The sequence below is a fragment of the Corallococcus sp. AB011P genome, assembly GCF_003611605.1.
GTDB classification, from domain to species: domain Bacteria; phylum Myxococcota; class Myxococcia; order Myxococcales; family Myxococcaceae; genus Corallococcus; species Corallococcus coralloides.
Window position 1 is genome coordinate 686889 of sequence record NZ_RAVX01000003.1, and the last position, 13298, is coordinate 700186.

At 70.0% G+C, this 13298-nt stretch carries 11 protein-coding genes; 3 read left to right on the plus strand and 8 right to left on the minus strand.

What is annotated here, in order from left to right:
- Positions 1-245 precede the first annotated feature (245 nt).
- Together D7X30_RS12425 and D7X30_RS12430 are read left to right on the plus strand one after the other, a co-directional pair.
- Positions 246-2519 carry a TonB-dependent siderophore receptor gene (locus D7X30_RS12425; RefSeq protein WP_233591529.1) on the plus strand — a complete coding sequence of 758 codons (2274 nt, stop codon included), beginning with the start codon at positions 246-248 and terminating at the stop codon, positions 2517-2519.
- A gap of 39 nt (positions 2520-2558) precedes the next feature.
- Positions 2559-3239 carry a Fe2+-dependent dioxygenase gene (locus D7X30_RS12430; RefSeq protein ID WP_120563099.1) on the plus strand — a complete coding sequence of 227 codons (681 nt, stop codon included), beginning with the start codon at positions 2559-2561 and terminating at the stop codon, positions 3237-3239.
- A gap of 27 nt (positions 3240-3266) precedes the next feature.
- Here D7X30_RS12430 and D7X30_RS12435 read toward each other — a convergent pair whose 3' ends face one another.
- The gene (locus D7X30_RS12435) at positions 3267-3728 is read right to left on the minus strand and encodes a universal stress protein (protein ID WP_120563100.1); all 462 of its coding nucleotides are present in this window, start codon (positions 3726-3728) and stop codon (positions 3267-3269) included.
- A 146-nt stretch (positions 3729-3874) separates the two neighbouring features.
- Between D7X30_RS12435 and D7X30_RS12440 the strand changes: the two genes are divergently transcribed.
- Entirely contained in the window at positions 3875-4750 is an 876-nt protein-coding gene (locus D7X30_RS12440; RefSeq protein WP_120563101.1) for an SDR family oxidoreductase, read from the plus strand.
- An 11-nt stretch (positions 4751-4761) separates the two neighbouring features.
- Here the strand turns inward: D7X30_RS12440 and D7X30_RS12445 are convergent, their stop codons facing one another.
- The 7 genes from D7X30_RS12445 to truD form a co-directional block, all read right to left on the minus strand.
- Positions 4762-5547, minus strand: a complete 786-nt coding sequence (locus tag D7X30_RS12445; protein WP_120563102.1) for a serine protease — start codon at positions 5545-5547, stop codon at positions 4762-4764.
- Positions 5548-5825: 278 nt separating this feature from the next.
- Positions 5826-7316 carry an FAD-dependent oxidoreductase gene (locus D7X30_RS12450; protein WP_120563103.1) on the minus strand — a complete coding sequence of 497 codons (1491 nt, stop codon included), beginning with the start codon at positions 7314-7316 and terminating at the stop codon, positions 5826-5828.
- Positions 7313-8659 carry a 2Fe-2S iron-sulfur cluster-binding protein gene (locus D7X30_RS12455; RefSeq protein ID WP_120563104.1) on the minus strand — a complete coding sequence of 449 codons (1347 nt, stop codon included), beginning with the start codon at positions 8657-8659 and terminating at the stop codon, positions 7313-7315. Before D7X30_RS12455 ends, D7X30_RS12450 begins: the two co-directional genes overlap by 4 nt.
- Before the next feature lie 209 nt (positions 8660-8868).
- Positions 8869-10416 carry a polymer-forming cytoskeletal protein gene (locus D7X30_RS12460; protein WP_120563287.1) on the minus strand — a complete coding sequence of 516 codons (1548 nt, stop codon included), beginning with the start codon at positions 10414-10416 and terminating at the stop codon, positions 8869-8871.
- 8 nt (positions 10417-10424) lie between these two features.
- Positions 10425-10931, minus strand: coding sequence for a hypothetical protein (locus tag D7X30_RS12465; protein WP_120563105.1), 507 nt, complete (start codon positions 10929-10931; stop codon positions 10425-10427).
- Positions 10928-11506 (minus strand): RNA polymerase sigma factor, encoded by a 579-nt coding sequence (locus tag D7X30_RS12470; RefSeq protein WP_370051381.1) that lies wholly within the window; start codon positions 11504-11506, stop codon positions 10928-10930. Before D7X30_RS12470 ends, D7X30_RS12465 begins: the two co-directional genes overlap by 4 nt.
- A 90-nt stretch (positions 11507-11596) precedes the next feature.
- Entirely contained in the window at positions 11597-13255 is a 1659-nt protein-coding gene (gene truD / locus D7X30_RS12475) for a tRNA pseudouridine(13) synthase TruD (RefSeq protein ID WP_120563107.1), read from the minus strand.
- Between the last annotated feature and the right edge of the window lie 43 nt (positions 13256-13298).

The window sequence follows — 13298 nt, forward strand, 5'->3', positions numbered from 1 at the left end:
GGGCCTCATCGTTTTCACTCTGTGGCCTGTGGCATTCGGCCGTCTGATGCAAAGCAGTGCTGTAACGATCGCCTGCCTTCGCTCCTCACAGTGTCGACGGGAAGAAATTTCTTGTAACGAGAATCAGGGTCCTGCATATGAGAATCATTCTCATTTAGACAGCGCTTCCTATCCCGAGGGGATTCGTGTCCACAGCCAAGCCCGGTCGTACTGGTATCCGCTCATCGAATGGCAACCCTGGAGGCGTGCGCGGCGCGCTCTGGCCCTGGGGGCCCGCTGCCGTAGGCCTTGCCTCCGCCCTGGCGGCGGGCGGCGCGGTGGCGCAGGAGACGCCGGTGACGGGCGAGACGTCGGCGCCGGTGCAGGAGTCCCGGCCGGCGGAGACCGCCCCCGTGGACCAGGACGCTCCGGCCCCTGAGCGCACCCCGGAGTCCGCGCCCATTGGCGCGCCGGCGGCGCAGGCCGGCGAGGACGACGCGTACGTCCTTCCGGAAGTGTCCGTGGAAGGTGAGACGCAGAAGTACAACGTCACCGAGCCCAGCCTGGCCCGCCTGCCGCGGCCGCTGGTGGACACGCCGCAGACCATCACGGTGGTCCCCGAGCGCGTGATGGAGGAGCAGCAGGCGACGACGCTGCGCGATGCCCTGCGCAACGTGTCCGGCATCACGGTGACGGCGGGCGAGGGCGGCCGCCAGGGTGACTCCTTCTCGCTGCGCGGCTTCTCCGCCCAGACGGACACGCTGCGCGACGGCGTGCGCGACCTGGGCTGGTTCACCCGCGACACGTTCAACCTGGAGGGCGTGGAGGTCTACTTCGGCCCGTCGTCGGTGCTGTTCGGCCGCGGCTCCACGGGCGGCGCCATCAACCTGGTGACGAAGAAGGCGCGCAAGGGGTCCTTCACGGACCTGCGCCTGTCCGGCGGTACGGCGCCGATTGGCCGCATCGAGGCGGACGTCAACCAGGAGCTCTCCGACAGCGTCCAGTTCCGCGTGAGCGCCGTGGGGCAGCTGGCGGGCGTCGCCGGCCGTGACGTCGTGAAGGAGAACCGCGTGGGCATCGCGCCGTCCGCGCGCTTCCAGTTGGCGGAGAAGGTCGCCCTGGAAGTGGACTACTTCTACCAGCACGAGGACAGCGTGCCGGACTACGGCCAGCCGTACTTCAACGGCTACCCCGTGGGCGTCACCCTGGACGTGCCCCGTGAGAACTTCTACGGCGTGAAGGACAGCGACACGGAGCTCGTCAATGTCCACATCGGCTCGGCGCGCCTGCTGGCGGACCTGGGCAACACGTTCCGCCTGACGAACACGCTGCGCTACGGCGGCGTGGACCGCTTCGCCCGGCCCACCGCGCCGCGCGGCCTGACGCCGGCCACGGACCCCACCACCATCGGCCGCCAGCGCTTCGAGACGTCCACGGACAACACCTACTTCGCGGACCAGCTGGACGTGCGCGGCGTGTTCAACACGGGCTTCCTCAAGCACACCGCCAACTTCGGCCTGGACGTGTCCCGCGAGCAGCGTGAGCTGGGCCGCATCAACCTCACCACGGCGACCGGCAACCTGCCGGCGGACCTGTTCGATCCGGACAACAGCCCGGACCTGTCCGGCGTGAACCGCGTCCCGGGCGCCACCAACTACAGCCGCCAGTGGAACCTGGGCGCGTACGCGTCGGATCAGATCCAGATCGGCAAGTACGTGGAGGTCCTGGGCACCCTGCGCCTGGACAACCTGCACAGCGACTACGAGACCAAGGCCGCGAACGGTGACGTGGCCGCCTTCGAGCAGGAGAACAGCCTGTTCAACTGGCGCGTGGGCCTGGTGCTCCACCCGGCGGAGAACACCAGCGTCTACGGCATGTACGGCACGTCCCAGAACCCGAGCGCGGAGCTGGCCACGCTGGCCAACGACACCGTCACGCTGGATCCGGAGAAGAACGAGACCTTCGAGATCGGCGCCAAGGCGGACCTCATCGCGGAGCGCCTGAGCGTCAACGCCGCCCTGTTCCGCACCAACAAGCTGAACGCGCGCGTGCCGAACTCGGATCCGGACGGCCCGCCCACGGTGCTGGAGGGCAAGCAGCGGGTGCAGGGCTACGCGCTCGGCGTCGCGGGTTCGCCGGTGCGCCGCTGGAACGTGTTCGCCAACTACACGTTCCTGGACGCGAGCATCCAGGAGCACACCAATGAGTTCCTGGTGGACCAGCGCCTGGTGAACACGCCCAAGCGCAGCTTCTCGCTGTGGACCACGTACGCCATCCTGGACAACCTGTCCGTGGGCGGCGGCGCCACCTACCAGGACGTGGCGACGGTGAACAACCCGGCCAACGCGACGGTGCTGCTCACCAAGGTGCCCAACTTCTGGCGCTTCGACGCGTTCGCGTCGTACTCCATCAAGAAGGTCGACCTGCAGCTCAACGTCTACAACCTGACCGACAAGCTCTACTACGACTCGTACTACGGCGGTCAGGCCGTGCCGGCGGACGGCGTTTCCGCGCTGCTCTCCGCGCACGTGCGGTTCTAGTCGCGCGCATTTCCCGCCGGGCGTAGGAGGACGTTCATCATGATGGTGCACATCCCGCAGGTCCTCACGCCCGAGCAGGTGGCCCACTGCCGCGCCGTCTTCGACAAGGCGGCGTGGGAGGATGGCCGGACCACCGCCGGCAAGCAGTCCATGCAGGTGAAGAAGAACCTCCAGCTGCCCGAAGGCAGCCCCGCCGCCCGGGAGCTGGGGGACCTGGTGCTGGCCGGCCTGGAGAAGAGCCCGCTGTTCATCTCCGCCGTGCTGCCCCAGCGCGTCTTCCCGCCGCTGTTCAACCGCTACGAGTCCGGCATGGACTTCGGCTCGCACGTGGACAACGCCATCCGGCCCATCCTGGGCACGAACCAGCGCATCCGCACGGACGTGTCCGCCACGCTCTTCCTCTCCGAGCCGGACAGCTACGACGGCGGTGAGCTGGTGGTGGAGGACACCTACGGCAACCACTCGGCGAAGCTGCCCGCGGGGGACCTCATCGTCTACCCGTCCACCAGCCTGCACCACGTCACGCCGGTGACGCGCGGCGTGCGGCTGGCGTCGTTCTTCTGGATCCAGAGCATGATCCGCGACGCGGGGCAGCGCTCGCTGCTCTTCGACATGGACACGTCCATCATGCAGCTCACCCGCGAGGTGCCCAAGAGCCCCGCGCTGGTGATGCTCACGGGCGTGTACCACAACCTCCTGCGCCAGTGGGCGGAGCCCTAGCCTCGGACACCGGAGCCGGTAGCCGCTCTACTCCGGGCTGACGTGCAGGGTGAGCACCGGGCACGCGGCGCGGCCCACCACCTTCTGCGCCACGCTGCCCAGAAGCATGCGGGTGAGCCCCTTGCGCTGGTGTGTGCCCATCACGATGAGGTCGTACTTCCCGCGCTCGGCCTCCTCCAGCACCACGTTGCCCGCCTCGCCAATCACCACGCGGTGGGACAGCGCCACGGGCGCGGTGCCGTCCACCTTGCGCAAGAGCGCCTCCAGCTCCTTGCCCGCGGTGTCGCGCGCCATCGCCTCCAGCGACGTGGCGTCCCATCCGGGCGAGGCCACCAGCAGGTCCGGCGCCACGTACTGCGGCGGCTCCCAGGCGTGCAGGATGTCCACCGTCGCGCCGAAGGGGCGGGCGAGTTGCAGCGCGTAGTCCACGACGGACCGGGAACCGTCCTTCAGGTCCACCGGCACGAGGATGCGTGAAGGGCCAGCCATGGGTGTCCTCCTCCAGCGGGAGCAATGAACGCTTAACGCCTGCCCGCCGCCAGGGCAAGGGGGCGTGCAGGAGGAGCCGAGCAGCGGGGCGGGCACGCAGGGTCACCCGCGCATGGGCACCTTCGTGTCCGAGGTCCTGCCCCCATATGCGCCCTCCCATCGACAACGGTACCGTGCTCATCATCGGCGCAGCTGGCGGCATCGGCCGCGAGCTCGCCCGGCTGCTCTCCCCCCGGGTCAGGACCCTGGTGCTCGTCGCGCGCGACGTGGATGACCTGGGGAGCCTGCGGCAGGAGCTGCTCGTCCGGAATCCCACCCTGGGGGTGATGATCCGCGCGTGCCGGCTGGATGATCCATGCGCCGTGGACGCCCTGTTCGATCACCTGGAGCGCCACTACGTCCGCGTGGACGTGCTCATCAACAACGCGGATTACGCCTCCAGCGGCCTGTACGCGGAGGAGCGCTGGAAGCGCATCGAGGAGCTGGTGCAGGCGAATGTGCTGGCCCCGGCCATGATCACCCACCGCCTGCTGGGCCCCATGCTGGAGCGCGGGCGGGGCGGCATCCTCACGGTGGGCTCGGGCGCGGCGCGCCTGTTCCTCCCGGGCGCGGTGACGTTCTCCGCCACGCAGCGCTTCCTGGACGGCTTCAGTGAGTCCCTGCGCCTGGAGTTGAAGGACGCGGGCATCCCCGTCACCTTCGTGGCCCCCGGCCCGCTGGCGCTGGGGCCCCACCTGGACGGAGAGGTGACGCCGTTCTTCGAGCTGTCCCTGCGCCAGTGCGCCCGCGAGGCCCTGGCGGGCTTCGAGCGGGGCGAGGCGCTGGTGTACCCCGGCCTGGGGCACCGCTGGGTGATGCGGCTGTTGCGCTTCCTGCCGCGCTCCTTCAAGCGGGGCCTGGGGCGGCTGGCGCTGGGCGGCCTCAAGCGGACGCTGCTCCTGAAGCCGACCGGGCCCACCGGAACGGATGCGCCCCCCCAGCCGGTGCTGCTGGCCAGAGGGGAGCCTTCGTCCGCGACGTAGACGCTGGGCGACTACAGGCCGATTTCGGCCAGACGCGCCTTCACGCGCGTGGCCTTCACGCCGGTGTTGGCCGTGCCGCGGCCCTGCGAGTTGCCGCCGACGCCGATGTGGTGCAGCGCCACCACCTGGTTCGTGGACGTGGAGATGACGGGCGAGCCGGACGAGCCGCCCAGCGTGTCCGCGTCGTAGGAGATGTCCGTGGTGCTGTAGTTGCCGTTGAGCACCTTGCCCGGCGAGGACTTCTTCGTCGGCGTGCAGGACGATGTCGTGTAGTAGTCGCAGTTCTGGTTCACGACGTACACGGTGGCGTTCGTCGCCGCGTTGGTGCTGGCGACGGTGAGGAAGCCGTACACCTGGCCGGGCAGCTGGCCGTTGACGGCCGAGCAGCGCAGCGCCGTCATGTCGTCACCGCTCCACGTCTTGATGAACGTGGCGCACGGGTACCAGACGCGCGAAGCGGACGCGACGCCGTCCTCGTAGTTGAACGACACGCGCGCGCCCACCGCCTCCGACGCGCTGCCCACGCAGTGGTTGTTGGTGATGACCACGTCGTTGGACACCAGCCACGCCGTGCAGCGGCTGCCCACCGCCGGGATGGAGAGGTAGCCCACCGCCAGGGACTTCGTGCGCTGCGTGCCCGTGAGGGACGTGGCGCTCACCCAGTTCAGCGTGCCCACGATGACGTTGGACTCCTGCGACGCGAGCGGCTCCGCGTCCGGCACGTCCATGGGCTCCACGGAACCACACGCCGTCAGGCCCATCACCAGCATCGCACCCACGAGCTTCTTCGCGGTCATCACTGAATCTCCCCCCGCGCGGCATTGCGCGGCGCGGGGGGCCTAGGCACGCCCCGTGCCAGCGCGCCCGCCAGAGGGGACCCGGCGTCACGCACCCGTGACAGTGGTGCGTGGATGCTCCGTGCAATCCGGTTGCGTTTGTAAAGAAACGTCACGTTCCGCGGCGAATCCCCAGCCATCCCGGCAACTTGCGTGATTTTCCGGGAGTGCCGCTTTTGCGGACATGCGGGGAGCGCCCCTGTCCCAGGCGGAGACAGGGGCGGGGAGGGCGGAATTCTTCAGCCGATGATCATGTCCTCGCGCTCGAGGGTGCCTTCCTCGAAGCGGCGGAGGTTGAAGCGGGTGAAGAGCTCGTCGGAGTCGCCGGAGGTCATCCATTGGGCCATCCGCTCCGCGACGGCGGGGGCCATCATGAAGCCGTGGCCCACGAAGCCGGACAGCTGCAGCAGGTTGTCCAGGCCGGGGGTGCGTCCGAGGATGGGGTTGTTGTCCGGGGTGACGTCGTAGAGGCCACCCCACTGGCGCAGCACCTTCACCTGGCCCACGTGCGGCAGCTGCTCCGTGAGGGCCTGGGCGAAGCGCGCCACGAAGCGCAGGGTGCTGCCCATGTTGGGGCCGGCGGGCTCCTTCGGGTCGCCCATGCCGCCCACGATTTCACCGCGCATGGACTGGCTGAAGTACAGGCCGGTGTCGAGCACCGACACCAGCGGCGACAGGAAGGGCTTGAGCGGTTCGGTGCTGAGGATCTCGTGGCGGTGCGGCTCGTTGGGCAGCTTCACGTCCGCCAGCTTCGCGACCGCGGGGCTCCACGCGCCGGAGGCGAGCACCACGGTGTCGCAGGCGATGTCGCCCCGGTCCGTCTTCACCTTGCGCACCTGGCCGTTGCTCGTCTCGAAGCCGGTGACGTTGGTGTACGTCTCCACCTTCACGCCGCGCTTCACGCAGCCCTGCGCGTAGCCCCACAGGAAGGCCCAGGGGAAGATGACGCCGTCCTCCGGGTTGTAGGCCGCCGTCACGCAGTCCTTCATCGTGAGGTCCGGGACGATCTGGCGCGCCTCGTCCGCGGTGATGATGCGCGTGGGCACGCCGTACTTGTTGTGCAGGGCGGCGTTGCGATCCAGCCGGTACGCGGTGTCCTTGCGCTTGGCCAGGAAGAGATAGCCACCCTGGCGCAGCCACACGTTGACGCCCAGGTCGCGCGCGAAGCCCTTCATCAGGTCGATGGAGCGCTTGGCCAGTTCAATCAGCGCCGGGGTGCCCCACTGCATGCGCACGCCGCCGCCGTTGCGGCCGGACGCGCCCGCGCACAGGTAGCCGCGCTCCAGCACGACGACGTCCGTCTCCCCGCGCAGGGCCAGGTTGTACGCCAGCGACAGGCCCATGATGCCGCCGCCGATGATGACCACCTTCGCCTTCTGGGGCACCGGCCCTTCCGGGCGCAGCGCGGACGGGAAGTGCTCCAGCTCCTGGGGCACGCCGCCCACGGGCGGGACGGACTCGTCCACGGGGGCGCTGGCGAGCACGCGCAGCTCCGTGGGGTACAGCGGCGGGCGCGGCGTGAAGGGCACCACGGCCTCTGGCTTGAGCGACGGGGCCTTCTGCTTGAGCAGCGCGGCCACCGCGGCGTGGCAGCTCTTGCCCTGGCAGATGCCGGTGCCGAAGCCCGTGTAGCGCTTCACCGACTCCACGTCGTGGTAGCCGCGCTCGATGGCGTGCTCCACGTCCGTGACGGTGACGTCCTCGCAGGTGCAGACGAGCGCCTTGCTCATGACAGCCCTCCCATCAGCGCCTGCGCCGCGCGTGCGCCCATGGCCGCGGCGTCCTTCGCCGTGCCGACCTTCGCCACGTCGCCCGCGACGAACACGTCCGCCGCCTGCGTGCGCCCGTCCGCGTCCGCCTCGACCCGGAAGTGGCCCGCGTCCGCGTCGAACTCCACCTTCGCGCCGCCCTGGCGCGCCAGCTCGAAGCCCGGCGTCACCGGCACGGACACCACCACCGCGTCGCACGACACCTTCTGCTTGCGCCCGCCCTGGGGCGTGAAGCTCAGGGCCGTCACGCCGCGCAGGCCGTGGGCCTTGAGCCCGTCACCGACGACGGCCTTCGGGTGCGCGTTCGCGGGCAGCGGGCCCTTCAGGTCCACCACCGCCACCACCTCCACGCCGCGCTGGGTGAACAGCTGCGCCAGCGCGTGCAGCTCCGGGCCGTGGCCCACCAGCGTCGCCACCTGGGGCGCCACGTCGTGCTTGCGCAAAAGCAGGCTCGCCGCGCGGCCCGCGATGACGCCGGGCAGGTCGTTGTTCTCGAAGGGGAGGGTGGGGGGATGGCCGCCCACCGTGAGCAGGAAGCGCTTCGCGTAGACCTTGAGCAGCCGCAGGTTCGCCGCCTCCCTCGACGCCACCGCCAGGTAGCGGCCGTGCTCGTCGTCATACAGGCCGATGACGGTGGCGTTCTTCACCACGCTGCCCTGCGGGAACGCGGTGGCCTCCGGCACGAAGGGCGCGTTGTCCTCCGGGGCGCCGTGGGCCAGCCGTCCGCCCAGGTTCGCGTCGCGCTCGAAGAGCAGGAAGGGCACGCCCTGTCCGGCGAGCACCCGCGCCGCCTCCAGGCCCGCCGCGCCGCCGCCCACCACCGCGACGGGGGTGTGGAAGGTGCGAGGGGGCAGGGGCGCCGGGCCCGCCTCCCGGGGCAAGAGGCCCAGGCCGGCCAGCTGCCGGGCCACGCGCGCCATCACGTCCTCCGCCACCGGCACGCCCGCGAACATCTCGTGGTGATCCAGGCGCTTGGGGAAGAACCAGTCGATGGTCTCGAAGATGTCCACCTTCGCGGACGGGTACGCGTTCTGCCGCTCCAGCCGCATGCCCTCCTTCGCGGGGGTGCGGCAGGTGTAGACGTTGGGCAGCCCGTCCACGCGCATGAGGCAGTGCGAGCAGGCCGCGGCGAAGCAGTACGGCCCGCGTGGGCGGTGGTACTTCACGGAGCGGGAGAGGACGTTCTCGCCCGCGGCGATGAGGGAGCACGCCACCGGCTCACCTTCGATGGCGGGGATGCTCTCGCCCTCGAGGTCCACGGTGATGGCCCTGCCGCGCGGGGTTGCGTCTGGGAGGCGTCGCATGGGTGCCGCGCAAAATGGCGCACCCGACGGAGCCGGTCAAAGCCCGTCAACGGCCGCCCGCCCACCGTCAACACCCGGTCACGACAGCGCAGGTGATGGCGCGCGAGCGTGGCACTTGTTGGAGAAGGAAAAAGCCCCACTCCCGGTGCGCTTGGGAGCGGGGCTTCATGATGCGGTGTGGCAATCCGGGGGCCGTGAGGCCGGGTGCGTCAAACCGGGTTCTCGCTCCGGGGGAAGATGGGCTCCGGCATGCCCCGGCCGCGGTAGCCGAACCGGGTGCGGATGACCGCGCCGAAGGCCAGCGGGATGAGGACGAGGTTGAGGAACACACCCAGCACCGGGATGTGGCTCACCAGGAGGATGAGGCCCAGGCCCAGGGCGAGCACCACCGCCTGCGTCTTGCGGCCGCGCAGTACCGGAAGCCGCGTGCCCACCTCGCTGGCGATGGCCGCGTAGCTCAGCGCCGTGCCCAGCATGGAGGCGACCAGGAGGGCGAACGCCACCGGGATGCCGATGAGCGTGATGCACAGGACGATGGTCAGCGGGATGAGGGCCGCCATGCCGACCAGGCCCACCCAGAAGTTGCGGGCGGGGTTGGCGCGGATCTCATCGCCCAGTTCCTTCATGCGCGCCGGGAAGAACATCTGCCCCAGGAAGCCCAGGCCGAAGAGGAGCGCGAACTGGAGGATGAAGGACGCCAGTCCCCCGCCGCGGTCGTGGTCGTCATCGTCGTCGTGGTCCACCGACGCGTCGTGGTTCTGCCCGTCCTGCATGCCGCGCTTGATTTCACCCGCCACCATGCGGCCCAGGCCCGCGCCGCCGAAGGACTCCAGGCTGCCCTCCACGATGGCGCCGTCCGCCTTCTGCACCTGTCCACCGAAGGCGGACACGTCGCCCTCCACCTGCGCGTTGGGCCCCAGGATGACGTTGCCGCCGAAGGCGTGCGCGTCTCCCTCCACGTGCCCCTGGATCTCCAGGTTGCCGCCGAAGGTGACCGCGTCGTCCTCCACGGTGCCCTTCACGATGAGGTTGCCGCCGTACACGACGGCGCTCTCCACGGACTCGCCCTCCTTCACCTCCAGGTTCTGTCCGCGCGCCACCACGTCCCGGGCGCCGCGCTTGCCCTTCTTGTGCTTGAAGCTGTCGCGGAAGCTGCGGATCTCCTCGCGGATGCGCTGCTTGGCGGCCTCGGCCTCTTCCTTCGCGGCCTGCTTGGCCTCATCGCGGGCGCGCCTCGCCTCTTCGCGGGCCTCCTCGCGCGCCCGCTCCGCCTCTTCGCGGGCCAGGGCGCGCTCCTCGGGCGTCGCGTTCGCGTCCATGGCGGGCGGCTCGGGAGGGGCCGGCGGCGCGGGCGGAGTGGCGGCGATGACGGGCGGGGCGACGGGCGCGGGCGGGGTGGCGGCCGTGCTCGCGCCGGACTCCTTCTCCTTCGCGGTGAGCGGGCGGAGCGTGAAGATGGAGCCGTCCTGCTCCAGGTGGAGCGAATAGGCGCGGGCCACGGTGCGCAGGGCCTGCTCGGCGCTGATGCCGCGCAGCCGCACTTCGGCGGGGGTGTCCAGGTCGCCGGTGACGACCAGGTTCAGGCCGCCCTTCTCCGCGATGGTCTTGAGCGCGTCACGCAGCGAACCGCGGAAGCTCACATCGATGGTGCGGGCCGGAGCGGTGGCGGCAGCGGCGGGGGCCGGGGCGCCTTCCGCGAGCGCCAGGGGAGCGCCGAGGAGGAGGGTCGGAAGCAACAGGCGGGGGAGGATCTTCATGGTCACGCTCAGGCTTCGGAGAGGGACGGAGGAGGGGATCCGGCCAGGCGCTTCAGGCCGAACAGCGACGTGAACACGACGAAGGCGACGATGCAGGCCACCGCCAGCCCCGCGGTGCTCCACAGGGCGTGCGCACCGCTGAACAGGCCTTCCACGAACGCGCGGCTGTCACGCACGCTGGCCGCGAACGCGGTGCCCATGCGGCCGAGCGCCCTGTCGTTGGTGAACAGGAAGCCCAGGCCCACGCCCAGGGACGTGAGCAGGATGGCCAGGCCCGTCCAGACCTCACGGCGCTGGGGCACGGGGCTCTCCGCGACGCGGGCCATCACGTTCACGACCAGCGACGGGGGCGGTAGCGGATCCGCCAGCCGGAACAAGTCGTTCTCCAGCAGGCGGTGGTCCTCCATCAGGGCCGCGCACGCTTCGCACTCCGCGGCGTGATCCAGGGCGGGACCCTCACCGGCCTCCAGCTCCGCGAAGAGGACCTCCAGATCGGGGCAGGGGGTGGGGCTCATCGCGTCTCCTCCTCGGCGGGTGTCATCTTCTTGCGAAGCTTTTCACGGGCGCGGAACAGGCGGGCCATGATGGTCCCGGGCGCGCAGCCCATGATCTGCGCGATCTCCTTCGTGGTGCGCTTCTGGACGTAATAGAGGGCCAGCACTTCACGGTCGTCCACGGAGAGCGTCTCCATGGCGGCCTCCAGTGACTGCCGCTCCTCGCGCGCGATGGCCCCGTCCTCCTGGGAGACCTCGTTGCTGGGGAGCATCTCCTTCATGGGCTCCAGCTCCTCCGTGCGCACCTTGGTGCGGCGGCGGAGCAGGTCCAGGCAGAGGTTGCGCGTGATGGCGAGCACCCAGAGATCGAACGGGCGCGAGTCGTCGTACCGGTGGAGGTTCTGGTACGCGCGAAGGAGGGCCTCCTGCGCGACCTCGGCGGCCTCCGCGTCGCTCTGCAAGAGGCGCAGCGCCAGGCCGTACACCGGGCGCTGCACACTGCGAACGAGCGCTTCGAAAGCGGACGGGTCCCCCTTGCGGGCGGCCTGCACGTCCGCCTTCCAGGGGAGCGGGGCGGCGTCCTCAGCCATCAGCATTCCGATGGCCATGGGGAGCGAGTCGAGGGCAAGAGCGTTCACACCCTGGACTACGGGCGCGGCCAAAGGCCATTGCGCCGCCCTCGATCATCACTTCCGCTTCTGTTTTTTCGCGGACTTGGCGGCGGCCAGGCGCTGCTTTTCGGCCTTTTCCGCCCGGCTCTCGGCCTTCACCTGCTTGCGCTGCTTCTGCTTCGCCCGGAAGCCCAACGGAATCTCCGGCTCGGGAGCAGGCGAGGGGGCGGCCCTGACCTCATCCAGGTCCGGCAGCTCCTCGCGGGGGGCGCGGGCCGGCCGGCCGATGCGGCTGGGGGGACGGGCGTCCTTCGCGGGCGGTGCGGCCCGGTCGTCGCGACGGGAGGTGCCCGGGCGGGCGGGGCGCTCGGACGTGGCCGGACGCTCGGTCGTGGCCGGACGCGCGGTGCGGGGGGTGGCCCGGTCCGCCAGGGTGCGGTGGCGTGAAGGTCCTTCCGAGGCACGCGCGACGCTCCGGGCCTCTTCCACCCGGGCCTCTTCGCGCTCGGTGGTGACGAGCCGCGGGCGCTGCGAGGTGCGGATGTCCTCCTTCGAGTCCTCCGTGTACTCGAAGTGGAACAGGCGCTTGATGACCAGCGTGGCGTACGCGCCCGGGGGCAGCGTGAAGGCCACGTTGACCTTGATGTCTCCGCGGTTCACGTCGTCGTTCTGCGTGCGGCCCACGACGAGCTTGTGCGGGAACATCACCAGCGGGCGCTGCTCCTCCTTGAAGTAGAGCATCCGCTCCGCGCCCTTGATGCGCAGGTCGGGGAGCTTGAGCTTCTCCTTGCCCAGCACCCAGGTCATGGCCTCCGCCACCTTCGGATCCTGGAAGGTGGAGTCCGGCCCCACGAGCGGGAAGGTCTTCTCGCGCAGCGTGTGCAGCACGTCCGGCGTCGCGTCCCGGAAGTGCAGGAGCGTGCCGGCCTGGTAGCGCATGGGGAACATGGCTTCGCGCGGCAGCATCAGCTGGAGGTAGCGCCGGACGCCCTCGTTCCAGAGGAAGCTCTGGTACTCGAAGAGGATCATCGCCCGGTAGTCCGAGTCGATCTGCAGGAACGCGCGGAGCCAGTCGCCCGGGTGCTCACGCAGGCTGCGCAGGATGCGGTGGTACTTCTTCGCGCCCTCGAAGGGCACGCGCGCGTCCCACTTGCCCCAGTTGTCGCGCCAGAAGCCCTTCACCTTGGCGTCCTCGGTGCGGTCCAGGTCCGAGGGGCGGGCGAAGTAGTTGTGCAGCGCGGCCTCGAAGTCGCCCCGGATGAGGTCCTTGGCGATGAAGCCCTGGCCGTGCTTGAGCGCGCCGAAGCGCTGGCTGTCGAAGTAGTTCACCACGCCCAGCCGGTTCACCTCCGCGGCGGCCAGGTTCAAGGGCGCCAGCGAGTCGCGCGTGAGGGCACGCACGGTGACGGAGAAGCGGTTGGAGGTGATGTTCCTCGCGGACAGCGGCTTGTCCGTCCGGCCCAGGAACTTCAGGCGCAGGTCGGGCTCCTGCATGTCCACGTCCGCGCCATCCACGGCGATGATCTGCTCGGTGCGGCCCTGCTTGTCCTTCAGGCCGCAGTAGCTGATGGCGCCGGGCTTCAGGCCGAACGCGTCACGGATTCGGTTCACCGCGTCAAAGGTGGACAGCTTCTGCTTGTCCATCAGGTAGACGCGATGCTTGCCGCTTTCGACCTCGTCGAAGCGGTAGGACTCCTTCACGGAGAAGTCCTCGGGTTTTTGCTTGATTCGCACGATGCCCCCTTACCACGTGGGCGCGCGGATTGAAGCGTTCGCG

Coding starts and splice junctions, on each gene's coding strand:
- D7X30_RS12430 (WP_120563099.1), top strand. CDS start 2,559: ATGATGGTGCACATCCCGCAGGTCCTCACGCCCGAGCAGGTGGCCCAC.
- D7X30_RS12435 (WP_120563100.1), bottom strand. CDS start 3,728: ATGGCTGGCCCTTCACGCATCCTCGTGCCGGTGGACCTGAAGGACGGT.
- D7X30_RS12440 (WP_120563101.1), top strand. CDS start 3,875: ATGCGCCCTCCCATCGACAACGGTACCGTGCTCATCATCGGCGCAGCT.
- D7X30_RS12445 (WP_120563102.1), bottom strand. CDS start 5,547: ATGACCGCGAAGAAGCTCGTGGGTGCGATGCTGGTGATGGGCCTGACG.
- D7X30_RS12450 (WP_120563103.1), bottom strand. CDS start 7,316: ATGAGCAAGGCGCTCGTCTGCACCTGCGAGGACGTCACCGTCACGGAC.
- D7X30_RS12455 (WP_120563104.1), bottom strand. CDS start 8,659: ATGCGACGCCTCCCAGACGCAACCCCGCGCGGCAGGGCCATCACCGTG.
- D7X30_RS12460 (WP_120563287.1), bottom strand. CDS start 10,416: ATGAAGATCCTCCCCCGCCTGTTGCTTCCGACCCTCCTCCTCGGCGCT.
- D7X30_RS12465 (WP_120563105.1), bottom strand. CDS start 10,931: ATGAGCCCCACCCCCTGCCCCGATCTGGAGGTCCTCTTCGCGGAGCTG.
- D7X30_RS12470 (WP_370051381.1), bottom strand. CDS start 11,506: ATGCTGATGGCTGAGGACGCCGCCCCGCTCCCCTGGAAGGCGGACGTG.